The organism is Ciceribacter sp. L1K23 (assembly GCF_018122705.1).
GTDB lineage: Bacteria > Pseudomonadota > Alphaproteobacteria > Rhizobiales > Rhizobiaceae > Allorhizobium.
Genome location: NZ_JAGRRC010000001.1, coordinates 1,032,385 through 1,056,944 on the forward strand (window position 1 = coordinate 1,032,385; position 24,560 = coordinate 1,056,944).

Consider the following 24,560-nt stretch of genomic DNA (forward strand, 5'->3'; position numbering starts at 1 on the left):
ACTATAATTCTGGTCATAAATAGCAGTTTTGACATTCCGCTTCAACCGCCGCCTTGATAGGCCTCAAGCCGTCGGCTGCTTCGTCTTCCTGAGATACGGCAGCACCGTGTCGAAGGAGCCGAAGCGGGTGATCGCATCCTCGTTGGAAACGGCGGCGGTGATGATGACATCGTCGCCCTGCTTCCAGTTGGCGGGGGTCGCCACCTGATGCTTCGCCGTCAGCTGGATCGAGTCGATCGCACGCAGGATTTCATCGAAGTTGCGGCCGGTCGTCATCGGGTAGGTGAGGATCAGTTTGATCTTCTTGTCCGGGCCGATCACATAGACCGAGCGAACGGTGGCGTTGTCGGCCGGCGTGCGGCCCTCTGAGCTTGAACCGGCATCTTCCGGCAGCATGTCATAGAGCTTAGCAACCTTCAGGTCCTTGTCGCCGATCAGCGGATATTCGACGTCGAAGCCTGTGGCGGTGCGGATATCCTGCTTCCACTTGCCATGGCTTTCGACCGGATCGACGGAAATGCCGACGATCTTGACGCCGCGTTTGCGGAATTCGCCTTCAAGGCCGGCCATGGTGCCGAGTTCGGTGGTGCAGACCGGAGTGAAGTTCTTCGGGTGTGAAAAGAGAACGGCCCAGTTGTCGCCGATCCACTCGTGAAAGCTGATCGTGCCCTGGGTGGTCTCGGCGGTGAAGTCCGGAGCGGTCTGGTTGATGCGAAGGCTCATGGCGTGTCTCCCTGAAAATCATCTGAGTTGGCGCGATCCTGACAGGTTTTCAGCTGGCTGTCGGCGAATGGCTTTCTCGAGAGATGCCGCCTCGCGAAAATTTCAACCGGGAATTCGCCGCACGGAATGCCGTCATGGTAGTGAACTGCCGCATGTCTGCCGAAAAGATGTTTCTACGGTGTCGGCGGCACACTATATGCGGTAGCGAAGGTAAATCCCGGAAAGGCGCTTCTTGTCGAAGACGGACGATAGCGAAATCACCTGGCGGCGGAACCTGCGATGGGGAATCGCCGGATCGCTGGCGCTGCACGCCCTGTTCGTGCTGGTGATGATCGTGCCGATCTCCTGGCCGCAGGCTGCGCCGGAGGAGACCGAGGTGGCCGTGACGCTGGTGCCGCCGCCGGAGCCGGAAGCGGAGGAACCGCCACCGGAACCCGAGACCGAAGAGCCGCCGGCGGAAGAAGAACAGCCGCAGGAAGAGCAGGCGGCCGAGCCGGAAGAACCGCCTCCACCCCCTCCGCCAGCCGACCAGCAGCAAGCCCCGTCATTGGAAGAGCCTCTGCCGCCAGCACGCATTCCGCTTCCCAGGTTAAGACCTGTGGTGCAGTTTGGCGACCGGGATCAGGGGCCTCGCGAGGCGCTTGACGGAACGGCGGTCGAAGAGCCGGCCAAACCGGAGGCTGAAACGCTAGAGGAAACCGAGGTCGCGCCAGAGACACAGGACACGGACGCCGAGGAGCCGTTGCCGGAAGAGCCGTCCCGGACCGATATCGCTTTGCTGACGGCGGAAGGCGGACAGGCCGACGCAGGTTTGGCGGCGCCTGCCGAAGAAATATCCGACCCGTCTGAAGCGGACGCAACGGATCAGGCGGAGCCGGACGCTTTTGACGAGGCGGCGGACGACCCGCCCCTTGACCGGGCTGAGCGGTTGTTCTCGACCCGCGTCAGCGAGGATCCGATCGCCATGACCGCCATGGGCAACCTGCCGCGGGGTGTCAGAGCGGACCAGCTTTGCCTAACGGAGCTCCGCGCGCAGCTCCTGAATTCAACGCCGCGCTACCGGCCGGACCTCCTGCCATCACACCGGCTCGGCGAGGGCACGATCTACGAAATCCGTCGTGCGGCCTTCCGGGCAGAGGGCGAATGGCACGACCTGAGCTTCCGCTGCGAAGTCGATCAGGATGCCACCCGCGTCCTGTCGTTTGCATTTCACGTCGGCCCCTCCATACCGCGCAGCGAATGGGCGCGGCGCGGTTTTCCGAGCTTCTGATCGGACCGGTCGTCAGCCTAGGATATCGCGTACGACCCGCATGAAGACTCGTGATCCTGTTGAAATCAGGTCGTCGGGAAAATCGTAGTCGGGATTGTGGAGGGCCGGGTGGCGTTCACCGGCGCCGAGGAAAAACATCGCCGTCGGCGCATGCTGGCGGAACCGGCCGAAGTCTTCTGATGCCCGCATCGGCAGGTCTCCCGGACCGAACGGTATTCCTTCCGTCGCGAGCGCACGTTCGAGATGCGCCACGGCTTCCGGTGCGTTCTCGCAGTGGTGGAAGACGTCTTCGTAACCGATCTCGACCTGCAGACCATCCTTGCGTGCAGCGTCGTGGACGAGGATCTCGGCGGCTTCGATCAGCGCATCCATACGGTCGTCCGTCAGTGTGCGCAGCGTCGCCCAGATCTCCGCCGCGCCGGGCGAGATGCCGAAGGCCGGTTCTCCGAGTTCGGCGTGGGTGATCGTCACCAGTAGGAAGTCCGGCGCGGGCGGCCTAGCGTGGGAGAGAGCGGCAAGAGCCGGCATCAGGCACGCGACGGCCTGCATGGGGGAGACGCCCTTTTCCGGCTCCGACGCATGCGAGGTCTTTCCGGTCAGCCGGATGCGCATGCCACGCGAGGCGCAGTTGACCGGGCCATCCGTCAGCGCCACGTGGCCGAGCGGCAGGCCGGGCATGTTGTGGAGCGAGAAAGCGAAATCCGGAACGATCTCGCAAAAACGCGGATCGGCGATCACGGCGGCGGCACCCACGCCGTTTTCCTCTGCCGGCTGGAACAGCAGAACGACGCGGCCACGCTTCGGTGGCTGGCGGGAAAGGCCGATCGCCATGGCGGTCAGGATCGTGCTGTGGCCGTCATGGCCGCAGAGATGACCCTTGCCGGCGATGGTGGAGCGGTGCGGCGCGTCCGACAGTTCCTCGATCGGCAGCGCATCGAGCTCCGAGCGGAACAGGAGCGTGGGGCCAGATGAGCCGCTATCGAACACGGCCGCCACGCCGTGGCCTCCAAGGTCCGTCAAAATGCGGGCGGGCGACAGCGGTTGCAGAAACGCCACGACGCGGGCGGCCGTCTCCCCCTCGTCACCGGACACTTCGGGAAACCGGTGCAGCTCGTGCCTGAGATCGATCAGCGAGACGAGGTCCTGGTTGGTGAGAAACATGGGCCTCTCCGTGTACGTGATCGAAATCAGCGAGTTGAAAGCTGGGCTTCCAGCGCCTTGATGATCATCGCGTGGTCGTCGGCCGATGGCAGGCCTGAGACGGTGACGGCCGCCACGACGCCGGTACCCTTCACGCGGATCGGAAAACTGCCGCCGTGATCGGCGTAGTCCATCGGATCGAAGCCATGGTCCGGGCCGAGCGTGCGGCCCTTCAGCCGGTTGTTCTCGCCGACCCACATCGACGCCTTGTGCAGGCGCAGCGTGACATTGCTCTTGCGCCGCGCCCAGACATCGTTATCCGGCGCCGAACCCGGCATGGCGGCATGGAAGAGAGTGCGGTTCGGCGTGCGGATGTTGATTACGACGGGTGCGGAGGATGCGCGGGCCAGACCGACCAGCGTCTCACCCAGGGCAAGGGCTGTGTCCTCATCGAAGCTCTCGAACACCAGACGGTGCTCCTGTTCGGCGATCTCGTCGACCAGCGGTGTTCCGTTCCCCATCTCATTTTCCTCCCGAGTCAAGTGGCCGCACTCTAGCCACAGCCGCAAGGGCTTGACCAGTCCCGCGTCGCCAAGGGTGCGCTTGCCATGGCCGCCCGCTGGTCTATGTGTGCGTTTGGCAGGGGATTTCAGGGAAGGCGATGCGATGGCGCAGACACGGTTGACGATCGATACCCGGGGGCAGGGACTTTACGAATTCACCTCCGCCGCTTCCGACTTCGTTGAAAGGACCGGGCGGGGCGAGGGGCTCTTGACTGTCTTCGTACGCCACACCTCTTGCTCGCTGATCATCCAGGAAAACGCCGATCCGGACGTGAAGCGTGATTTGAAAGCCTTCTTCGCGCGGCTGGTGCCGCCGGCAACGGATCCCGCCATGGCCTATCTCGTGCACCGGGACGAGGGGGCGGACGACATGCCGGCCCACATCAAGGCCGGGCTGACGCAGGTGTCGCTCGGGATTCCCGTCTCAAGTGGCCGGTTGCTACTTGGAACCTGGCAGGGCATCTATCTCTTCGAGCATCGCGACCGGCCGCACCGGCGCGAGGTGGTGCTGCATCTTTCCGGCTGATCTCGTTTACAATGAACCCTGGCTGAATGGAGGGTTACGCGGGCGTTCAGCCGGCCTGTCCTAGGGTCCCTGTCACCGCCACGGACGCGGGAGATCGAACCTGAGGAGAGCAGCCATGACGAAGACCTTGATCAAGATCGGCGCAGCGATGCTGGGTGCCCTGATGTCGCTGACCGCATTCGCCACCACGGCTAGTGCCAGTGGACGCGGATACTACTACGATGCCCCCGGCTTCAGCTTTCACATCGGCGGACCGGGTCGCCCCGGCGGACACCATGGATGGCACGGCGACCGCGAGCGCGGCTGCCGGCCGATGATGGCGGTCGAGAAGGCCCGCTGGACCGGTTTGCGTCGCGCCCATGTGGAGCACGTCTCGCGTCATAAAGTCGTCGTGGCTGGCCACCGGCATCACCGCTTCGACCGGATGGTGTTCGCCAATCGTCACGGCTGCCCGCTGATTCGCAGCTGATCCGGGTAACGCCCATGAAAAAGCCGCTCCCGCCAATCGGCCGGAGCGGCTTTTGTCTATAGTGCCGTCTTGCTTACTGCTCGATGGCGTATGTGATGTTGACCGTAACAGTGTAGCTGTTTTCGCCGCTTGCAATCGGAACCGACGCGTCGCTCATTTCCTTGGCCATCGCGGCCCGATAGATCGGCTGCGGCATCGGCCGGGCGAAATTCTCGTTGATCTCGATGATACGGCCGAGCTTGACGCCGGCTGCGTCCGTCAGCGCCTTTGCCTTGGCGGCGGCATCGGCGACGGCTTCCTTGCGGGCTTGCGCGACCGCTGCATCCGGATTGTCGTTGGTGAGTGCGATATTGCCGCCGTCATTGACGCCGAGCTTCACCGACCGGTCGATGATGCCGCCGAGCGCGGTGAGGTCGCGCACACGCACGGTTACCGAATTGCTCACCTGGTATCCTGCGATCTCGGGCGCCTCGTAGCCGCCGTCGGTCGAGGGATCCTGACGGTAGCGCGGGCTGACGGAAAAGCCGCTCGTCTGCACGTCGCGCTCTTCGACACCCGCCTGCTTCAGGTCGGCAAGCACCGCCGCCATCGCCTCGTTGTTGGCCGAGAGCGCATCCGCAGCCGTCTCGGCCTCGCGTACGACGGCCATGGTGAGGATCGCCATGTCGGGGGTCAGCGTCGCTTCGCCTTCGCCGGAGACGATCACCGTCGCCTCGCGCGGCGTCTCCGCCAAGGCTGGCGCTGCCGCCGCCGTTAGGCCGAACAGGGCCGCGGCCGCGAGAGTGGCGTTCAGGGTAGTCTTCATTCGGGATGTCCTCCGGCTTGATGATGGCGCAGTCTTGGCGATCGATTGTGTAGCGAATACGGCAACGGCTTGTCGCTGCCTAAGAATTCGGTTAGAGCGTGTCCGCGACGGGTTACCATTGTCCGTCACCGCCGCGCAATGCCGGCCGGGGCCTGTAGCTCAATGGTTAGAGCCGGCGGCTCATAACCGCTTGGTTGGGGGTTCGAGTCCCTCCGGGCCCACCATTTCGTTTAAAATCAATTACTTAGATGCCGGATTTTCTTGGGGGAACATCCAAGGGGAACATTGATTTGTTCAATCCGGCCTATCTCGTGAAGTCCCGATGCGGCGTTTTCTATCTACGCTGGCCTCTACCGAAGCAGCTACATCCGCAGAAAAAAGCATCAACGCTCAAGCTTTCGCTACGGACCCGCGAACCACGAAAAGCATTGCGCTTGTCCCGTTCCCTGAGCCAGATAGGTGAACAGTTGAATGAACACGGAATTGCATACGGGATGCGGCACGAGGAACTGAGAGGCGTACTGACAGAGCATTTTCGCCAATTGTTAGAAGAGGCGAAGACCGAGATGAACGATACCGGCCCGCTGAGCGAGTTGGACAGGCAGACCTACGAGACCAGCAAGCGTGTCGCCAAGCAGGCAAGAAAAACAGATACTCCGCTCTCCCTCGTCAAATCCGACGACGATCTTCTTGACCGTTTTATCGAGAAGTACGGGCTGAGCATCAGCAAGGGCAGCGCTGAATACGTCTGGCTTGAACGGGAAATGAAACTGTCCTTCCATGGTTTTGTGAAGGCAGTCCTTGCCTACGACAAGTCGTTGCAGCGTTATGATTTCGAAAGCGGCCCAATCTCACCTACTGGTGATATGACCCAGGGCGCTAGAGTGGCGGGAATGAGCATCAGCGACGTTGCCGCCACCTACAGCAAGGAAAGGCAGCGCGGGAACGCATGGGCAGCCAAGACGGTTATCGAGAAGGTGGACCATATCAAACTACTGGAAGAAATTCTTGGCAGCGATACGGACGTACGGACGTTGACGGCCATGGAGGCGAAGCGGGTCAAGGACATTCTGCTTGTCTATCCGCGCAACCGTTCCAAAAACCCACTGACACGAGGCAAGCCACTGGCCGATGTCCTCAATCTTCCGAACATCGAGACCATTCAGGTTCCGACGATCAACAAGTACCTGCAAACCTACAGTGAGCTATTCGAGTGGGCGAAGCAGAACCACCATATCAGCGAAAACTTCTTCTCCGGTCTCGCCGTCAAACAGGCCAAGAAGAACAGGGAAGGCGACCGGGAGGCGTATACGGATGAACAAATCCGGCTGATTTTGCGGGCGGTTCTACACAATGAGCATGGGCTGGTTACGAAACCATATCAGAAATGGGCCACGCTCATAGGCATCTATACAGGTGCCAGACTTGGCGAAATCGCCCAATTGCACCTCAAGGATATTCGGGAACAGGACGGTGTATGGGTGTTCGATATGAACGAGGAAGGCGATCGCAAGAGCTTGAAGACGTCCGCCGCTCGCCGTCTGGTGCCGATACACAGTAAGCTTATTGAGGCCGGACTTCTCGAATATGTACAGGCCATGACCGACAAGAGGGCAACCAAGCTTTTCCCCGACTTCACCTACGATCCGAAGAACGGATGGGGACGGCAGCAAAGCCGCTGGTTCAATGACAGGCTTCTCGTCCAGCTTGGCTTGAAATCCAAGACGCGCGTTTTCCACAGCCTGCGACACACCGTTAACACGCGACTGCTGCAAGCTGGCGTAGCGGACCCACTGGTGAAATCAATCATCGGCCACGAGCAGGATGGCATGACGCACAAGCAGTACTTCAAGGAAGGCTTCACATTGCAGCAGCGCAATTACGCTATGCAAAAGCTGGACTACAGCTTGCCAGCACAGAAACCTGATATTTCCATTCAGGATTGACAACAAAGCGCGAACACGAGAAACAGACCTTGGAGCCGTACGTGCGGCTTCAGGGGCTTAGTAACCCCTACAGCTAGGTATGCGTGCTGCCAAATCAGCACCACTCTTCGACCTTATATGGTCGGGGAGCCTGCGGCGTATGTCCAGGTTCTCCGAACTAAAGGCCGTGGGGCCGTCGCTGTACGGTTACTAACTCCCCGATCACCAGAGATCGAAGGGCAATTCGCGGGGACGTACCGCGATTACCGCCCTTCCGCATGGGGGCAGCATCATGGAAATCATCGTACTTCTTGTCATCGCCGGTTGCGTCTACTGGCTCTACAAGAACCGGGCACCGGCTAATCGGAACGACTGGGTAAGAAAATTCTCCGTCTACTACGCTACAAATGCGTTGTGCCTCCATGGTTCGAGCAGCGGCGATGTACCGGAACAGCTTGTCGGCCTCATGGAGCCGCGTATCGCCGGAGGCGTGCAGCAATCCTTCATCGCCAGTTTGGGCAACTACCTTCAAGCTGAATGCGGGCGCAATCTACAGCCCAGCGATTACCCGAAGGCCGTTGCAGATATTCGCAAGCTACTTTCCGCGAACATCCAGTGGGCCAACAGCCATGCGGCTCTAGGGCCATTCATTCGCGCCATGCACAAGGAAGAAGCAGGCACGGACATCACCGAAGCCGAACTGGCCGCTCATCGCAACGAGATTATCAGGCAAGTTAAAACAGACGAGCAAGCAGCAGCCATGATGATGGGGCAAATCCTGCGGTTCAACATGGAAGCCATGTTCAAGGAAATGTTCGGGGTTCGCTACTACGATTATCTGCAAGCGAAGTACCCCAAGGTCGAACCATCGTCACCAAAGGCAGCAGCCCAAGCCTGAAATACCAGCATTGTCTAAAATTGCAGCGATCCAATTAGTCTGACCTACACCGCCCGCCTGTATCCAGTGCAGGGAGGGAGAGCATTTCTCATGTCCAAGGTTGTGCAGTTCAAGCCACGACACAAAAAGCGAGCTGCCAAAACCGGCTCGTTCATCCAGCTCACAGCCATTGCCATGACTGGAAGCTTTGCCATTGGCTTGGCTGCGTCTCAATTCATCGACAGCGCCAATTCAGTCACAGCGCTTGCTGCTGGGTTTAGCAATCCCATCGCCGTATTCAACGGCAAACAAGCGCAGCTAACCGAACAAGTGGTCTTTGCCGCCATCAAACAGAGCGTGACCTACAAGCGCTGCTCCGGAAGCGTCCGCATCAACTGCATCGTGGACGGTGATACGCTTTGGAGCAATGGCGTCAAAATCCGCGTTGCTGACATAGACACGCCGGAAGTCAGTGAACCCCGTTGTGCAGCCGAGAAGGCGCTAGGGGATCGTGCAACCTCACGCTTCATAGAACTGGTCAATGCCGGACCTTTCCAGATGCAGGCATGGCAGGGGCGAGACGAAGACAAGTACGGGCGCAAACTCCGTGTGCTGGTACGGGATGGCCGATCCCTTGGCGACATGCTTGTGTCGGAAGGCTTGGCCCGGACATGGACAGGCAGAAGGCAGCCATGGTGCTGAAATCGTCCTGGCAGGTGATCGCTACGGGCCATTCCACAAGCAGGCTCTACGAGCGCCGTGTACGAAAAGACCATTTGTTTCAGTGTCTTATCTGAATTTCCACCCAGGCCGAAAAACCGCCATATCTGCGCCGTAGCGAGCAAAATATCGTTTTGGCTATGGTTGCCTATCTGAAGCCCGCAATGCGCCCTGACGCCCCGCTATGGCCGAAATAGACGCCATACATCCTGCCGGGTTGGCCGCACCTTTCACGCTGGCGAGTTCGAAGCAGAAATCTGACCAGCCGAATGAGGTTCTGGTGTATATTTCTTGACCTTTCAATCTTACACAATGCCGATGTAAGCAACTGTTCTGATAATCTGTTTCCGGCATTGGTAAAGAAGCAGTGTATTAATCAACTTATGCAAAAAATTGAACATGACTGTTGTTAATTCTATAGATCGTAGCCGTGTCATGATCTGCGTCGAATTTCTTGTTGTTATTATGTAATACATCTAGCCGGAACCATACAGGTCAGATCCGTGTGGCCGATGTACATGTAGATATAAGTCCATAGTTACTATCGTATGTTGTAACTGTACGACAAAGTTATGACTATAGTGGTATTAATCTATTGTATATACAATTTATTATATACATTGTGGAATGCTGTATATTTATCTATTTACGATACTAATTATATGATATTGTTTATTTATATGTATTTATATCTATCGTATCTCTGTATCTATATCTGTATTTACTACTGGTACTATTTCCATCTCCGATGGGTGAGACTGATACCGTAAGCAACAGCTAAAACATTCCGGCTTAACAGCCTTCGGCTCAATCCCGGCTTATGATCCGCCGAAGGCGGGAAAGCGCCGGTTTAAAACCGTTGTTATTCCTAATAGGGACCACAAGCGAAAAGCCCCTAGTTTCCGGCCTTTTCGCCTCCCGGCCCAAGGCCATCACATGTCCCACCTTGCAAGGGCAGCCTCCGCCCCGGCCTGATCGCCCTTGATCCTGAGAACGGTCTGTCTGGTCAATCCCGTCGCCTTGGAAATCTCGGATGCACCATTGCCGATTGACAGCATGTCCACGACCTGCCGGAACGTCTTCCGGTCATAGCTTGGCTTCTTGCCCCGATAGCGTTCGACATCGCCCTTGCTTGCCTCGATGCCGGCCCGCTGAGCGGCTTTTGTGGCTTCGGCCTGAGCTTGCGCCGTCGCGGCCATGAACGCAATCAGCGCGTCTCTAACGGCCTGTTGTATCGGGTCCGCCGTCGCCCCGTCGAACGTCATCCCGTTGATGACAGTTTTGACGATCACCCCTTGCCGCATGAAATGCCGTATCGCGTCGGTCACATCCTCGTAGTTGCGACCAAGCCTATCGACCCACCGGACAACCAGTATGTCACCATGGCGAAGCTTATCGTACAGCCTCTTGCCTTCCGGCCTGTCCGCAAGTCTGGTGCTGACGCCTGACACGCCATGATCTGCAATCACCTCGTCAATGACAAAACCTGCTTGCTCGGCCTGTGTCCGCTGGTGATCAAGCGTCTGGTCTGTCGTTGAAACACGGGCATAGAGTACAGTCTTGGACATGGTCCATTCCTTTATCCGTTAAGGTTATGTCCGTTAAAATGCATGTACGTTGAACTAGGTCAACCCTTTCGTACAGTCTTTTGTACACCATTCCGGGTGTACGTTACGGCATGCCCCTGCGGACAGCCCCCCCTATGCCCTCCTAATGTGCTCAGTCTGTCACTGAGGCTTTCGCTGGTTGATTGTGCGGCCACTGCACAGAGTATGGACCCGGGTAGCCGACGGTACCCTAAGGGGGAAGTGGCTGTACGAGGGGTATTAAATACCCCCTCGAAAAAATCTTTGGTTTTCGAGGTCGCCCAGCCCGCGCATTGATCCTGCAATTAGCCTTTGACAAATGCGTCTGGGTGACCTGCTGCCAAAGCGTTCATGTAGCCAAGGCAGAGTTCGCGGGAACGGTAGATCCCGCCCCACTTTGTGAGCTCTTCTCGTTCAACGATAGGGAACGTCGAATAGATGTACCGCACATCATCCCTGTTTGTGATGCCGTAGAGGTGGAAGAAAATTGCGTCCAGCTTGGCCACGAGATGTAGCCTTTGCTCTTCATTCCAAACAAAGGGAGGTTTCACGTTGCCTTTGTCGTTCGTGTAGCCCAATGACCTCGCAAACCCCGCCATGTCATGAGCGGTGTAAACGAGCTCCAACACTGCTGCCCTAATCAACTCGCCCGCTGTTTTGGAGCCAAACTTTGTGTTCTCGTAGGCGTTCGGTGGAACGATTGGCAACTGCTCGACAATGTACCAGTTCAGGTGTGTGCTTTGGGCTTTCTGCCTTGTGACGTAGTCTAGGCAAAGGGATGCAAGATTTGCCAAGAGTTCAGGCGCCAACGTTTTTCCTCTATCCGGGAGGATCAAAGGTGCGGTGTTGCCGACACCCACTTTTGGCAATGCCGTGCATATCATGGTACGTGCGTCTGTCGCTCTTGCAATGTCCCTGAAGGCAATGACCCATTCAGCATTGATCGGCAATCGTACCTCGGAGGCTGGAACCCAGTACTGTGGCATTGGGACGAAATCGGGATTGGCTTTTTCTGCAATCTCAACGTCATCGCTTAGTGCGGCATTGTGAATGTTTCCCTCGTTCACTCTGACAGATGCTGCGCGATGATCGTAAAGATGGATCATCCGGCCGACATATAAGGGCAGCCAGTCGCCCGCTGCGCTGCGATAGACGTTGCCGCCTAAGTGATATGCTTGTTCCTGATTACCCAATTCTTCGAGTGTTCTAAAGTGCTCGCTGTCGTTGGTCATATGAAACATTGTCGCGTAGTGGATCGGCCAAATCTTCCGAGGTTCACCATGAGAACGATCAACCAGAACAGGCAAGCGCTGGTAAATCTCTGACGTAAGAACCGCATCCCGCGTACTACGGAAGATAGGTGCTGTCCCTGTATTCGGGTTTACCGTCGCGAAGTCTTTTGCGCTGAGAGGGAAACAGCGTTCACTGTCTTCCGTTTCTGCCACGTCTTGTAGGAAGAATGCGCATCGTGCTGCATGATCCGTCGGTGATGGGCTGGCAATGAAGGCGCAAAACTTGAAACGGCTATCCACGTCGGGGAAAAACGGCTGCAATCCATAACGGGTGCGACGATTTTCAAAGTCATAGAGCGCCTTTAGTCGTCCTTCTGTTGCCACGCCCTTGAAGAAGGCTGATGCTGTTTTGTCAGATGCAATACCAGACGGTACCAGCAGGCCAACCATCCCGCGAGGCTTAACCAAATTCATCGCCCGCTCGACGAACAAGGAATAGAGATTTATATCTCCGCCTGAGAGAAGTGGGTAGTCACCACCTCTCCGGGCTATTCGACTACTGGCTTCAGCGCGAGCGCTGGCCTTATCAAACGCCGCTGCCAATGGGCTTCCGGCTTTCCGAAGCTCATTGATAAGTCGAGTGCGATCAGATGCGCGTTGTGCCAACGCGATATCAGGTTGTCGTGCAGCAAACCATTCCACTTGCTGCAACTTCATTCTATCCCACGGTGGATTACCGATGACAGCGTCAAATCCACCTACCAGACTGTCTGTTTCCCAATCGGTCCAGACGCCGGGGAAGGCGACTTGCCAATGTAGGAAACCTTCCTCCTCAACAATTTCCTTGATCTCATTCAATAGTTCTTTGAATGCGGCAAGATCGCGACCGCCTCGCGGCTTTGACTTACCCATAACAATATCGACGGGGTCGCCGAATTGGCCGTCAAAGAAGCTATTGATCAAGCCGATCCGCGTCCTGTCATTGCCATTAACCCACTCCAGGGCGTGAATGAACGATAAGAGCGAGGCAAGCGGAGCGGTCATGTCGGTGATCTGATCGAAGATGTCTGCCGACCTATGCGCCTCCGCAATCTCTGCGTCGGTCAACCCTTCTACGATCTGCATCTGCGATGCGGAATGAACGGCCTTTCTTATGGGATCATGCAACAGAAGCGGAGAACCATATGAGGCAGCCTTCTCTGTTCCCGCCTTTACCCACGAGCCGAATAGACTGTCTCCAGCCCTCAAATGGTGATCAAGGAAGCTAAGGGGAGCGCCGACTGTGAAAGTGTGCAGCCACAAGGCAACCTTTGCCAGTTCTACCGCCATCGGGTTCTTATCAACCCCATAGACGCAGCGCTTCAGTACCATTCGGCGGATTATATGCCGGTCGTCTAGCTGGTCCATATCGACCGTCCAGCCGCTCGCCTCCGCGTTGTCCAAGATCGTGTTGCGGATCGCTTCAATGCGCTCCGCCAAGGGTGAGATGTAGTCACCCCAATCCACTCTGGCTTCAGCTTCTGCCATAGCTTCAATGACATGGTCTGCGAGCTTGTCCACCAAACTGACTAGGAAATGACCCGAGCCCATTGCAGGGTCGCATACCTTCAGTTCAAGCAACTTCATTGCAGGATCGAAACGCCGCAGGCCGACCCGACGATTGGTTCCTACCGGCTCGTTTCTGACCTCTTCAACATTGGCGAGAAACGTCTCTGTGATGCCGGTTACGAGCGGCTCAAGTGTCTCTTCGATGATCAAGCTGACCAGGTTGTCCGGCGTGTAATAGCTGCCTGAGTTCTTGCGAGCAAAGGTGTTTGGTCGCACAAGAACCTGATCACCTTCACGCACGATTTCGTGTTCCAAAAGGCGCTCATAGATCGAGCCAAGCTGCTGGACGCTCAAGTCGCGGTAGTTGATGTAGTGCCTTTCACCATCCGCCTGCGTGAACGACAGCGTGTCCATCACGGAAGCCATGAGGGCATCGCCAAGACGGACAGTGGCAAGCAGGGGTGTTCGGTCTGCGTCGAAGAGCCCGCCATTGTATGGTGGCAAGCCGATCGACTTGTCGCCCTTGTCAATCATCCTGCAAAGGTCATCCAAGATCGACCAATACCGAGCGGCAGTGTGAGAAAACGTGTCGTTGGCATCTTTCCTGCGTCCAACGTCAAGCCGAACCTTCTCTCTCAGGCCATAGTCGTCATATCTTGGATCACGAATAGGCAATAGATCGCGGTCTTCTGCATAAAGGATGAACAGAAGCCTGTAGAGCAAGACCAGAGCAGCTTCCCTGACCTCCTGAAGTTCGGCCTTTGGTGCGGCATTGGCGATGCCTTGCGCCAAGGCAGGAAAGGCGAAGCCAAAGACAAGGTCTGACAGGTTCTTGGCTACCCGCTCTTCGTAGAACCTGCCTTCATCAATGGCACGCTGATGAAATGTGCGATGGTCAACCGTCGGGACAAATGCCTCACGACGGAAAACTAGGGCAAAGACCTTCAGCCAGTGCTTTCTGTCATCTTCTGACAGTGCGAACAGGCCATCGTTGTGCCCGGGCAAGTCCAGTACTGCGGCCAAGTCGATCTCAAAGAAATCCTCTGCAATCGACTGTGCTCCGGCGTAGTACAGTCGCCAGCGGGCACCATTGGTTAAGATACCCCACCTCAAATTGCCGTTGGTAAGGTCGTCTACGCGCCGTAGGTAGCGCAGCATCTGGGTTGACGGTGCGGTCACTTCGTCGCGCTTTTCTGAGCGCCTGTCTAGTGGTCTAAGCCACCGCTTGCTTTCCACCAATGCCGCTCCAAACTCGTAGCGTCGCCACTCTTCTGGAATGGCATTGGCGTTGTCTTTCGAGGCTGTATTTAGGAACAGCAGGCCATCCGGCACATCGTCGCGGCCTTTGGCGGTGAGGTTCTGTTGCCTGAGGTATTCGCTCCAACCCAAGGTCGCTAGTACGCGCCAAATCAGGTCGTCTTCTGTCTGTGTCTCATTGGGAGTTTGGTCTATGGGAAAGCGGGCATAGACGGCCGCTATATCTGCTTGCAGTGATGTTATGTCTGCGTCTGATACGCTCTTCCAATCGGGCAAGCTCGTGATTGAACTCTCGACAAAATCGCTTGCAAACAAGCCGCCTTGATATGCGCTAGACGCCAACTCTCTTACCCCAATACACTCCCGTATCGGTCGATTGTTAGCTCACCAGTACCGAAACATCAAAAGCGCATTGCACTTTTCCAAGGTCCGCTTGATAGGTCTTTGTGAACGCAAGTGATCACGGCCCTTCACCTATATTCGCTGCAACGACTTCATCAATCATGATAGCGTCCGATGCGCCGGGTGATCCTCAATTGAAGCATCCACGTATATCCGGCGCCGCAGCGGGTACTTCGGAGCCAGTGTCAATTCTTTCGCCGCCCTTAACGTCAACATTAGCAAACTCTATTCCGTTCTTGCCTTGCCAGAACATAAGGCGGAGCCCCAAGCCACTGTTGGTCAAATGCGTTCGCCACGCCCGAGCGCTATCGAAGCTTCGGATATGCTGACCTGTCAGGCTGAATGGATTGATTTTTCGATTGCATTTTTTCGCGACGATTTGGCTGCAAAGTTCACGAGTTGTCCCCGAAAATCGACCGGTTCCCCAACACTCTACCTGCTGCAAGCTGTTTACGAATTCAGAACCGATAGAGAATTTTTCTAGAGCAGACACATTAACTCCTTCACCGGTCTCTACCTGCAAGGCCAAGGCACCCAAAGTGATGGAGAAATGAATATCTTCTGCTGTCTGAGCTATACGCCAAAGCTCGTCAGCAACGTCGGATGATACCAAGTCTCTAAGGTGGGTGAACGTAGACACGGTTGCATGGATGTGTGCTGGCAGAGGATCAAAGTGGCCGCTCCCATGTCCGCAGATCGTAGCGAGCGTCGCTTGCACTTCATATTCCGAACTCGGAGAAGAGTAGAACGCTGAGCCAACTCGCACTGGCTGCTGTATAACCGCAAGAGCCGCAGCAGTGGCAAATACCCGTTGCGTTTCGTTAATAAGTTGTGCCGGTGAAGCAGCCGGAAGCTGCGGCTGAACGGAGAAATGGCTTAATGAATCAACTTCAACAAGATTTACATCGGCAGCTCGAGCGCAATGCTGAAAAAGAAGTTGATATCTCTGAAGTATATCATTCGTCGAATAGAAGTTTTTTAGTTCCATGATGTCAAGAAACTGGTCAATTTGTTCGTAATCTGGACCAAAATTGCTGCCCCATAGCGTTTCTTCCGCAGTGCTTGAGATTATTAGTTGCAAAGGAATGTCCGGATCTGCTAGTTCGGAGAAATGAACTATTCTGTCGATGAGCTCTTGCCCAGTTTCTGCATCAATAGCATAATTAGGCACTGCGAGGAGGGCTGTATCAAGATATATTTTGTTCATTTTATTTTAGCTTTTTTTGCCCTTTTAGTTGCGGCGGCCTTCAGTAGGCGTGCAACGTCTTTCTGGCTTTGGTCAAAGAAGTCTTTAGGCCAGTTAGAGATCGCTCCGTATTCGGAAACTTCAACGGGCGTAATCTTACTCTCTTCACTATGCTTCTCTGTGAACAAAATATTCACCAGCTGAGCTGCGCCAGGGTCATCTGAGAGGGCAATTCGGAGGCGGATTCGGTCTATTAAGTACTCGCTATGGGTTTCGAGGACCATTTGCTTTCCATCTAGCGCCAGCGCGATGAAGAGATCCGCAAGTCTCGCCTGCACTCGTGGATGAAGGTGGAGTTCCGGCTGCTCGAAAATCAGCACGCTTCCAGCGGGTGCGAGCAGGGAGGTGACTACAAGCGGAAGAATTTGGCTCACGCCAACTCCAACGTTCGTTAGGTCGTGCCAGCGGCTTGTGTCGCCGTTGGCCACTTGTAACCTGTTACCGAATACTCCGCTATCTGTCGCCTTCACCTCATCCGCAACTCCTAGATATGCAAGCCATAGCACAGTTGCGTCGTGGAGGCTCAGTGTTTCCGACTGTGCGTATGTCAGGTAGTCGGATTCAAAATCGTCTTCCGGCGGCAAGTGAACGGCCAGTCTGGCGTGGCTGTTGAGTTGGAACACAGCTGCGGTGTGCTCGCCACGATATCCAACGTCTGTGCTGCTTTCCAACGCTTCAAGTGGATAAACAGGACGGGGCGCGTCTCGTAACGGTCCCAGATACCGAACGCCTTTACGAAAAAATTCCCTCACGTAGTCAGAGGCAAGTTTCATCGCTCGTGGCACGTCTAGGTCATAGGCTGTCTTAGACTCCGTTTCAGCCAGCATCGCCTCTGTTATTAGACTCCTCAGCAGTGCTTCTTCCGAACGACTTTTTTCTGTTCTGGAGAAAGTGTTTGAGAAATTCCGTGCCGTTCCTCCGTATAGAAGGGGTGCGATACGATGGCGGATGACATTCGCTGTAGCCGGTGCTGCGTCATTTATAGCCATAGCCTTCTTGCCTGAAAGCCACTGATTAACTACGGCCAAAACGCCAGCTGGTACCCTCTGCTCCCCTTGGCTGCTTCGGGTAAGTAAGCTTGATGCCGTCCCGCACATATAAGCAGCTAACTCTGCCGCTCGTTGGGCGGCGGCATCATATTCTATCAACAGATAATCTGGGAGGAAATGGCGTACAGTCCCTCCGATTATACGTAATTTTGGGCGTGACGCTGCAAGTTGTTCTTTGCTCTCGTCGTCTGTGCGAGCATGAAAAGCCCTGGACGCTTCTGCAATGCCGTCCTGCGGCGCCTTGCCCTTGGATATTAAATCTATAAACTGGGGTTCCTTGGCCTCATCGTCGGTGAAATAGGCCGCGAAATGAGCGCGCCTAAGGGCTAGCTTCGACTTAACAGCACCGTCCGAATCCTGTACAAAGTCTTGCCCTAGTTCCGTTTCGACGCGAATTAGAGCGACATCTTCCAGTGCGGTGGTTTGAAGAGGCAACACGCCATGACTTCGCCAACTGCCAAACTCGCCCTCGTTTTCAGGCTCCAGCTCAAATTCAATAGTGACGTTGGCGCCTTCTGCGTCGAAGTTTCTAATATCACCAAACTCGCCCATTCTCAGAAGGGGGCCGTTCAGCGCTATGCCTCTCTCAGGAGAGCCATACTGAACCGTCTGCTTCAGAAGCAGCATGCTCTGTATGATCGTGCTTTTGCCGCTACTGTTTGCACCCGCGAGGATATTAATCTTGCTCATAGGCAAGGGCGGTGGAGTCTTGAAGGATTTGAAGTTTTGTATCTTCCAGTACCTAAACATGCAGCGACATGTACCTCATCTTAGCGTTGTATTTAGAGAACGGGCGATGTTGATCTGTCAATCGCTAAGTGGAGGAGTCAAGCGGGGCAACGGGAATCCCTACACCGAACACTTTGTCAGCAAGTCGTCCTTCACACCGTTCCGATGACCGTACTTGCAGCCGGACACTCTTGTCCGCTGTTCGCTGTTGTGCGATACGAAGCCACAGAAGGGGGACATCGTGTCCCCCTCGCGATCCCTCAAGCCCCAACTTCTAAGGCTTTTGAGCGATGGTGGGCGCTCCCTCCGGGCCCACCAACATCCAAAAGCCAGCGTTTGATCAGATTTCAGGCTCTCAACTCGCGTCGTACACTACAGTGTACACACGACCGTACACAGCGCGGCCCATTTGAAAAGGGTTCGTTATGTATCTATGGCGCAGGCCTTCCGGCTTTACATTCCAGCAACGGATCCCAGCTAGGCTGCATAGAAAGTTGGGAGCATCTCCGATCAGGATCAATTTAGGCCCACTTTCGATCGAGGAAGCCCGTCGCCGTGCCAGGATTCTCGCTGGGGCAATGACTCAAAGTATTGAGGAGAGGGACATGACGCGAGAGATCCTCACGTCCACGCTGAGTACGATTGCGGCCGAGCTCAATGACATCAAGACAGAGACCGCGATGTTGCACCCGAAATTGACCGGGCTCAGCCGCAAAAAGAAATCAGAGTTTCTAAATAAGCATCCGGAACGACGTTCGGAATTCGAGACTTTCCCTGACGGGCCGATTCCACCGCATTACCGATATTCCAAACAGCAAAGTGAGCATTTGGCATCTCTGCGGCAACGACTTGACAGGGTGGGCCAAGCGCTAGCGGTTGACAAGGCTGCGTGGGAGTCCGAACGCGCTACTTACGAATCTATCGTCACGATCCTTGGCGGGACGCGTCCGGTAACGCCCTCTACTTCGCCGCAAGCCCGTGAGCCAGAAACAGATAGGCGTGCCTTCCAGCCGACAACATTGTTTAGCGAAGCTGGGCAGGCGATCCTAGATGCTCGTCTGGCCGCCTTAGATCCCAACGATGAAGATGGGAGAAGATACGAGGAGCGGCTGGCGACCTCTTTTGCAGTGTTCCTTGAGCTTATCGGGGACAAGCCGCTCAGCTATTATCTACCAATCCATATGCAAGATTACGCTACCGCCCTCGCCAAACTGCCTACGAATTGGAAGAAGAAGCCACTCTTTAAGGGCATGACGTTGACGCAGGCGATTGAAAAAAACGCCTCACTGCCTCTTGAGCAGCGAGTGGCTTGCCTGTCAGAGACAACCGTTAGCAGCTACCTATCCGAGATAAAGAACATCTGGAGCCGAGTCGCAGCCGGTGTGCCGGGGCTGCGCGACATGTCGGCATACCGCATCACAATGCCGAAGGATGTGGAAGAGGCAATCGAGCGTGAACCGCTGACAGTCTCGTCTCTGAATGTCTGGATACGCGATGCGGCATCGTCCAAGCGTCGGAGCAAGCCACATCAATCGTGGCTGCCGATTGCAGGTCTACTGACGGGAATGCGCCTTGCCGAGCTGATCTACCTGCAACGCAGTGACTTCGTGGAGATTGAAGGTAACGAAGTTATCGACTTAACTCAGCCACTTTTGATTTCAGGCAAGACAGTTGACCGTCCGGTGAAAACGAAAACGTCAAAACGGTATGTCGCAATCCACCCGCTTCTTAGTGACCTCGGCTTCGTAGAGTATGCGAAGACGGTGAAGACACAAGACGGGTTCGTATTCAGTCGGTTTCATCAGGCCGAAGATCCAGCGGATGCGGCACAAAAGCAGATGGCAAACTGGATGAAGGATTTGGGTATCCATGTGACCCAGAAACAGGTTTTCCACAGTTTGCGACACAACGCCAAGGATTGGATCCGAGACAGCGTCGGACCACGCCTTGCTGATAAACAATGCGGCCACGCCTTCCAAGGTGTCAGCGCCAACTATGGCGCCAAACTTCTGAAACCTAAGGAAGTAAAACGAATTATGCGAATACGCCCGCCCGAGGGGCTTGACTTCAGCGCCTTCCTCTCGAGTTAGCTAAAGCGGTTGCCAAGACCAGAAATTTTGCTATGTTCCGCATATGTTCTATTAAAAATCCCCTTTCGTTTCATGCAACGCAAGCGATGGACGAATCATGAACTACCGTCTTTTTTCTTCGCCCCCCCCCTCGACGACCCCGACCCGATCTTGTAGGGTCAGATATACAAACTTGAGTCCTGCATCCGGAGCGGCGAACCTATGAACATTCAAATCACCACTCCCCTTGAGGCCAACGAAAGCGCTGAGTTGCCCGAACGAGAAATCATGTCGCCGTTTACAAAAAAATTGTTCGGCGATGCTCGGAAGGTTCCTTTGAAATCTGGCGACGCAGACTTGGTGATCACGTCACCTCCCTACTGGCTCAAGCGCGACTACGGTGTCGAGGGCCAAATTGGACAAGAGCCGACCGCTGACGCGTTCGTTCGCAGCTTGTTGGATTGCATGGAAAACTGGAAATCCATCATCCCGAAATGGGGTTCTGTGTTCATCAATATTGGAGACACTTACCATCGCGGCTCGCTTGCCAATACGCCCGGTCGACTTGAAATTGCCGCGCAGGACGCTGGATGGACAGTGAGAAACAGGATCATCTGGGTTAAGGAGGCTGGGATGCCTGACCCGGCTAAGGATCGCCTGAAAAGCCGCCACGAATATATAATTCATTTCACGCCACAGCGTCGTGATTACTACTATGATCAGTTCGGCTACGCAGAGAAGTACGGTAACGGCACAGGTCCGAGCGATGTGTGGCAGATTGGGCTTCGGCGCGACACCAGCAACCACCTCGCGCCATACCCTGTTGAACTGGTGGACAGACTTCTGTCTTTGGCTTGCCCAGAGCAGGTCTGCACGTGTTGCGGCAAGCCCCGTGAAAGAATAGTGAAACGGACCAGCAGGCTGGACGAAAGCCGACCGCAAGCAAAACGCGCTATGCAACTCGCGGAGGAGCATGGTCTCACCCCTGCTCACATCATGGCGATTCAAGCGACTGGCATTTCTGACGCTGGAAAGGCGATGCGCGTTCAGACTGGTACTGGACGCAATTCGGCGGCCGTCAAAGCACTGGCGGCAGAAGCAAAAGCTGTTTTAGGTGGCTACTTCAGGGAATTCACTTTTGCGAAGCGCGAAACGGTTGGATGGACTGACTGCGGGTGCGGTGCACCTTTTCGTCCGGGTATAGTTCTGGATCCCTTCATGGGGACCGGTACAACTTTGAGGGCAGCGAAGGATGTTGGACGAAGCGCGATTGGTGTAGATTTGGCTCAGATAAGTGAGTCGAAGAGGCCTACACGAAGTGGCGGAACCAACTGAAAAAGTTTACGTCTTCACCAAGGAAACGGTGCTGCGCTCGATTGCCTCATTGGAGCGGCAACCTATACATGAACACTTCTCGGGGTATTTGGCGATCCTCCGAGCCTTGAGGGTCGGACGCGGCGTTGAACCTGTAAAAGTCACTGACATAAAGGAGTTTCACGAACGTTATCTTCACGTTCTTGGAGCTCCGGAGCGGTCGCCTTATGTCAGGCCATTCAAATCGAGAGGCAAGGGCAGACTCTCCCTGTTCAACTCGAACGTCTCTGGCTCATATTCACCGTCCTCAATTCGAGCAGAGAGCCCGCTGGCCGGTATCATAGACGTTCACGGGACAAATCGTGAGGCAACCTACTCTCTCAAGGAAGGTCATGCTGAAGCGGCTTTTGAGAGCTTGCTGAAAAACAGAAAAGTTCCGGCCGGGGCGCTGGTAGCATTCCTTTACCGAGACTACGGGCTTCGTTTGGCCGAGCCATTGATCCAGAACGCCATATCCCTCTTCAGAGACGAGTTCGGCTTGACGGTCGGAACTGGCATTGTTGTGTTCAATCTTTTGTTCGAGGATGATAGCGCAGGCTTCTCGCCTTCGGATTTTGAGATCGCGACTGACGGTGACATCAATGCCTAGCATCACAGCATACCGCATTAGACCTCTGTCAATTGATGACCTCGGCCTCCAAGCAACCACCCCAGAGCCCACTGAGCAAGCCGAGGCGTTGGAACCGCTGCCTGCTGAGGATAAGACCTTAGCTGAAGTCAGGGCGGCATTGGATATGGGCTTTGCTGGGGTCATACTTTCTGGTCCACCTGGCACCGGAAAAAGCTGGTACGCAAAGCGAATTGCGCAGGCACTTTCCGGGAATCCTGACAACGTAAGGATAGTCCAGTTTCATGCTTCCTATCAGTATGAAGACTTCATGGAAGGATTCATGCCGAAAGATGGCGGCGGCTTCGAACTGCATAAGAAGGTCTTCCCCCTGCTCTGCGACGATGCAGCAGAGCTGCCAGATGATACGTTCGTTCTTGTTATCGATGAGATCAGTCGATGCGACGTGGCTCGGGTGTTTGGTGAAGCACTAACCTACATGGAGATGGACAAGCGGGGGCTGCCATGCCTGATGGCATCAGGCAGCACGCTTGTGGTTCCCCCAAATCTCATCATCCTTGCAACGATGAACCCATGGGATAAGGGCGTTGATGAGATGGACGTTGCATTAGAACGTCGGTTTGCCCAGATCGATATGCCACCCAGTGTAGTTGACCTTCGGAAGATCCTCTTGGACAAAGGTGCCAAAGAGCCTTTTGTGGATAAAGTTGCGGCGTTCTTTGAGGCGGTTCTGAAAATTCCAGACGATGCTGTGCACCTCGGCCATGCATATTTCAACAACTGTCTAGACGAAGCAAGCGCTCGTCGCGTCTGGGATTATCGACTGCTCCCCTTCTTTCGGAAGGCCTGCCGCCTGGACAGGGAACTATTGCAACGGATTCAAAGGCTCTGGTTGAGCGTCGTTCCTGAACCGCCGCAGGTAGCAGTGGTGCAGCCCGTCCCTGACGGTAATGCCGCAGGACAAGAGAATACTCCGGCCAATCAGGCTGAATAATGGGATCGGAAGCACTTGCACCTCTTGCGAGGCTTATGGCGGATCAGGGCTTCGCCGTTGCCCTGCGCACTGAGCGGCAGATTATTTCTGCAACCGAACAGGAGACCATTGCCCTGCCGCTTGAGTTGTTGAGGCCTGACGGCTCTATCGATGTCTACGACGACATCATGAATCTGTTTCGGCCGACATATCACAGGAACCGTCCAGCGATCCAATGCGGCGGATGGGTTGGTTACATCCCATTGAATGACTCCTTTGCTCTTGAAGTTGCGCCACGCGTTCCGATTGGCAATCTTGAGCGACTGGTCGGAATGGCCGCTGGGTATACGCCGAATATCCTGCGCCATCATGCTCGCAAGTTCGCCGAGGCACAGGAGCAACCAGCGTCTCTGGTTGAGATACTTGCCGATCAGTTGCTAGCAACCTTCGACCGTATAAGCGAGCTAGGGTTGTTGAAGACATACGTCCGTGAAACGCGGACAGGATCGTTTCCCGTCGGCCGGATCTATCCGTTCCAAAGTGCTTGGCGCACTGAAAAGCTTGGTAGACCGGTCGCTGTGTCATCTTCTTTTCAAAGAACATCGGACTGCGGCCCCAACCGTGTCCTACGATATGCCTTCGAGAAGCTTCTTACTCGTTATGTTGGCACAACCGACGATCGAAACCGTGGCCGTTTGCAGAGGTTGAAGCGTGCAGTGGATCGGCTAGATACGCTTTCAAAGCCCTCGGATGCCGAAATGGCGGCATCTTCAATCGCCAGGATGATCCGAGCTCTGCCCAGCGAGCGCCAGGACTACGCAGATGCGATGATGATCGCGCAACTGATTATCTTTGATGCGAGCTTGTCCATCCGCGGAGCAGGAGAGGTCGCACTCCTTCCTTCTCTGTTGATCGACATGGCGAGGGTATTCGAAGACTACATGAGGAGGGTTCTTGTCGAAGGGTTTTCCAATGATAGCCGCGTGGCGATCAAAGACGGGAATCGCGGTGGTCAACAAGGCGCAAAGACGGAGCTGTTTGATCCCGTCAGATCGGGACTAAAGAACCCCGCTGTAACGCCGGATATTGTCATCGAAGTAAACGCCAAAACAGCGATTATCATCGACGCGAAATACAAAGGCGCACCGAATGTGCCTGATCGAAACGATATAAATCAGGTTGTTCTCTACGGCGCGAAATATGGGGCCCAACATGTAATGTTGCTCCACGCTGGTCGTCCCAAAGGGCGATCCCATGTGGAGTTTTGCGGGAAGGTAGGAGAATTCAGCGTTTACAATGGAATGATTGATCTGGACGCGGCCGCAATCGAGGAAGAAGAAGCGAGCTTTGTTAAGGCAATCTCAGCCATCCTCTGAAAAGGTGACGACCATTGTTTTGTCTGGAGATGCCTTGACGGGTAATCGCTTTCGACTGACCATTGAAAAACCGCCATCAACGGGTTGGCCCCCTCCGGCGGTTTTTCATCAAGGTGTTCGAGAATGTTGAACG

General features: G+C 55.4%; 19 protein-coding genes and 1 tRNA gene. 12 read left to right on the forward strand and 8 right to left on the reverse strand.

The features are described from left to right. Positions 1-63: 63 nt before the first annotated feature. The gene (locus J5J10_RS04765; protein WP_208551565.1) at positions 64-723 is read right to left on the reverse strand and encodes a peroxiredoxin; all 660 of its coding nucleotides are present in this window, start codon (positions 721-723) and stop codon (positions 64-66) included. A gap of 232 nt (positions 724-955) precedes the next feature. Here J5J10_RS04765 and J5J10_RS04770 point away from each other — a divergent pair, with 232 nt between their 5' ends. Beyond that, positions 956-1,993, forward strand: coding sequence for a DUF930 domain-containing protein (locus tag J5J10_RS04770; RefSeq protein WP_211929042.1), 1,038 nt, complete (start codon positions 956-958; stop codon positions 1,991-1,993). 12 nt (positions 1,994-2,005) lie between these two features. On the opposite strand, the gene J5J10_RS04775 is transcribed toward J5J10_RS04770, so the two are convergent. Next, entirely contained in the window at positions 2,006-3,154 is a 1,149-nt protein-coding gene (locus J5J10_RS04775; RefSeq protein ID WP_211929043.1) for an amidohydrolase, read from the reverse strand. 26 nt (positions 3,155-3,180) lie between these two features. Further along, on the reverse strand, positions 3,181-3,654 hold the full coding sequence (locus tag J5J10_RS04780; RefSeq protein ID WP_211929044.1) for a heme-degrading domain-containing protein: 474 nt from the start codon (positions 3,652-3,654) through the stop codon (positions 3,181-3,183). Between the two features lie 145 nt (positions 3,655-3,799). Here J5J10_RS04780 and J5J10_RS04785 point away from each other — a divergent pair, with 145 nt between their 5' ends. Then, complete coding sequence (locus J5J10_RS04785) at positions 3,800-4,222, forward strand: secondary thiamine-phosphate synthase enzyme YjbQ (RefSeq protein ID WP_211929045.1); 423 nt, start codon at positions 3,800-3,802, stop codon at positions 4,220-4,222. Positions 4,223-4,337: 115 nt separating this feature from the next. Next, positions 4,338-4,691 (forward strand): hypothetical protein, encoded by a 354-nt coding sequence (locus J5J10_RS04790; RefSeq protein WP_211929046.1) that lies wholly within the window; start codon positions 4,338-4,340, stop codon positions 4,689-4,691. A 73-nt stretch (positions 4,692-4,764) separates the two neighbouring features. Here the strand turns inward: J5J10_RS04790 and J5J10_RS04795 are convergent, their stop codons facing one another. Continuing rightward, positions 4,765-5,496 (reverse strand): SIMPL domain-containing protein, encoded by a 732-nt coding sequence (locus J5J10_RS04795; protein WP_211929047.1) that lies wholly within the window; start codon positions 5,494-5,496, stop codon positions 4,765-4,767. A gap of 148 nt (positions 5,497-5,644) precedes the next feature. On the opposite strand from J5J10_RS04795, the gene J5J10_RS04800 reads away from it, so the two are divergent. The 4 genes from J5J10_RS04800 to J5J10_RS04815 all read left to right on the forward strand — a co-directional run bounded on the left by J5J10_RS04800 (position 5,645) and on the right by J5J10_RS04815 (position 9,000). Then, positions 5,645-5,720: transfer RNA gene (locus J5J10_RS04800), tRNA-Ile, on the forward strand. Between the two features lie 24 nt (positions 5,721-5,744). Then, positions 5,745-7,442: a site-specific integrase gene (locus J5J10_RS04805; protein ID WP_211929048.1), complete on the forward strand. Its 1,698-nt coding sequence runs from the start codon at positions 5,745-5,747 to the stop codon at positions 7,440-7,442. 271 nt (positions 7,443-7,713) lie between these two features. Further along, on the forward strand, positions 7,714-8,319 hold the full coding sequence (locus tag J5J10_RS04810; protein ID WP_211929049.1) for a hypothetical protein: 606 nt from the start codon (positions 7,714-7,716) through the stop codon (positions 8,317-8,319). Between the two features lie 90 nt (positions 8,320-8,409). Next, positions 8,410-9,000, forward strand: a complete 591-nt coding sequence (locus J5J10_RS04815; RefSeq protein ID WP_249116675.1) for a thermonuclease family protein — start codon at positions 8,410-8,412, stop codon at positions 8,998-9,000. Between the two features lie 950 nt (positions 9,001-9,950). Here the strand turns inward: J5J10_RS04815 and J5J10_RS04820 are convergent. The 4 genes from J5J10_RS04820 to J5J10_RS04835 form a co-directional block, all read right to left on the reverse strand. Next, positions 9,951-10,586 (reverse strand): recombinase family protein, encoded by a 636-nt coding sequence (locus J5J10_RS04820; RefSeq protein WP_211929050.1) that lies wholly within the window; start codon positions 10,584-10,586, stop codon positions 9,951-9,953. Between the two features lie 323 nt (positions 10,587-10,909). Beyond that, positions 10,910-14,983: a hypothetical protein gene (locus tag J5J10_RS04825; RefSeq protein ID WP_211929051.1), complete on the reverse strand. Its 4,074-nt coding sequence runs from the start codon at positions 14,981-14,983 to the stop codon at positions 10,910-10,912. 190 nt (positions 14,984-15,173) lie between these two features. Beyond that, entirely contained in the window at positions 15,174-16,250 is a 1,077-nt protein-coding gene (locus tag J5J10_RS04830) for a hypothetical protein (protein ID WP_211929052.1), read from the reverse strand. Further along, positions 16,247-17,965 (reverse strand): DUF3696 domain-containing protein, encoded by a 1,719-nt coding sequence (locus tag J5J10_RS04835; protein WP_249116676.1) that lies wholly within the window; start codon positions 17,963-17,965, stop codon positions 16,247-16,249. Before J5J10_RS04835 ends, J5J10_RS04830 begins: the two co-directional genes overlap by 4 nt. 707 nt (positions 17,966-18,672) lie before the next feature. Here J5J10_RS04835 and J5J10_RS04840 point away from each other — a divergent pair. The 5 genes from J5J10_RS04840 to J5J10_RS04860 all read left to right on the forward strand — a co-directional run bounded on the left by J5J10_RS04840 (position 18,673) and on the right by J5J10_RS04860 (position 24,427). Next, positions 18,673-20,157: a hypothetical protein gene (locus J5J10_RS04840; protein WP_211929054.1), complete on the forward strand. Its 1,485-nt coding sequence runs from the start codon at positions 18,673-18,675 to the stop codon at positions 20,155-20,157. Between the two features lie 201 nt (positions 20,158-20,358). Beyond that, positions 20,359-21,471, forward strand: a complete 1,113-nt coding sequence (locus J5J10_RS04845; protein WP_211929055.1) for a site-specific DNA-methyltransferase — start codon at positions 20,359-20,361, stop codon at positions 21,469-21,471. After that, positions 21,455-22,099 carry a hypothetical protein gene (locus tag J5J10_RS04850; RefSeq protein ID WP_211929056.1) on the forward strand — a complete coding sequence of 215 codons (645 nt, stop codon included), beginning with the start codon at positions 21,455-21,457 and terminating at the stop codon, positions 22,097-22,099. Before J5J10_RS04845 ends, J5J10_RS04850 begins: the two co-directional genes overlap by 17 nt. Next, complete coding sequence (locus J5J10_RS04855) at positions 22,092-23,072, forward strand: AAA family ATPase (RefSeq protein WP_211929057.1); 981 nt, start codon at positions 22,092-22,094, stop codon at positions 23,070-23,072. Before J5J10_RS04850 ends, J5J10_RS04855 begins: the two co-directional genes overlap by 8 nt. 35 nt (positions 23,073-23,107) lie before the next feature. Beyond that, positions 23,108-24,427, forward strand: a complete 1,320-nt coding sequence (locus J5J10_RS04860; protein ID WP_249116677.1) for an McrC family protein — start codon at positions 23,108-23,110, stop codon at positions 24,425-24,427. The last annotated feature ends 133 nt before the right edge of the window (positions 24,428-24,560 follow it).

Coding starts and splice junctions, on each gene's coding strand:
- J5J10_RS04835 (WP_249116676.1), bottom strand. CDS start 17,965: ATGCTGCTTCTGAAGCAGACGGTTCAGTATGGCTCTCCTGAGAGAGGC.
- J5J10_RS04780 (WP_211929044.1), bottom strand. CDS start 3,654: ATGGGGAACGGAACACCGCTGGTCGACGAGATCGCCGAACAGGAGCAC.
- J5J10_RS04860 (WP_249116677.1), top strand. CDS start 23,108: ATGGCGGATCAGGGCTTCGCCGTTGCCCTGCGCACTGAGCGGCAGATT.
- J5J10_RS04805 (WP_211929048.1), top strand. CDS start 5,745: ATGCCGGATTTTCTTGGGGGAACATCCAAGGGGAACATTGATTTGTTC.
- J5J10_RS04840 (WP_211929054.1), top strand. CDS start 18,673: ATGACGCGAGAGATCCTCACGTCCACGCTGAGTACGATTGCGGCCGAG.
- J5J10_RS04815 (WP_249116675.1), top strand. CDS start 8,410: ATGTCCAAGGTTGTGCAGTTCAAGCCACGACACAAAAAGCGAGCTGCC.
- J5J10_RS04790 (WP_211929046.1), top strand. CDS start 4,338: ATGACGAAGACCTTGATCAAGATCGGCGCAGCGATGCTGGGTGCCCTG.
- J5J10_RS04845 (WP_211929055.1), top strand. CDS start 20,359: ATGAACATTCAAATCACCACTCCCCTTGAGGCCAACGAAAGCGCTGAG.
- J5J10_RS04830 (WP_211929052.1), bottom strand. CDS start 16,250: ATGAACAAAATATATCTTGATACAGCCCTCCTCGCAGTGCCTAATTAT.
- J5J10_RS04810 (WP_211929049.1), top strand. CDS start 7,714: ATGGAAATCATCGTACTTCTTGTCATCGCCGGTTGCGTCTACTGGCTC.
- J5J10_RS04855 (WP_211929057.1), top strand. CDS start 22,092: ATGCCTAGCATCACAGCATACCGCATTAGACCTCTGTCAATTGATGAC.
- J5J10_RS04775 (WP_211929043.1), bottom strand. CDS start 3,154: ATGTTTCTCACCAACCAGGACCTCGTCTCGCTGATCGATCTCAGGCAC.
- J5J10_RS04795 (WP_211929047.1), bottom strand. CDS start 5,496: ATGAAGACTACCCTGAACGCCACTCTCGCGGCCGCGGCCCTGTTCGGC.
- J5J10_RS04765 (WP_208551565.1), bottom strand. CDS start 723: ATGAGCCTTCGCATCAACCAGACCGCTCCGGACTTCACCGCCGAGACC.
- J5J10_RS04785 (WP_211929045.1), top strand. CDS start 3,800: ATGGCGCAGACACGGTTGACGATCGATACCCGGGGGCAGGGACTTTAC.
- J5J10_RS04820 (WP_211929050.1), bottom strand. CDS start 10,586: ATGTCCAAGACTGTACTCTATGCCCGTGTTTCAACGACAGACCAGACG.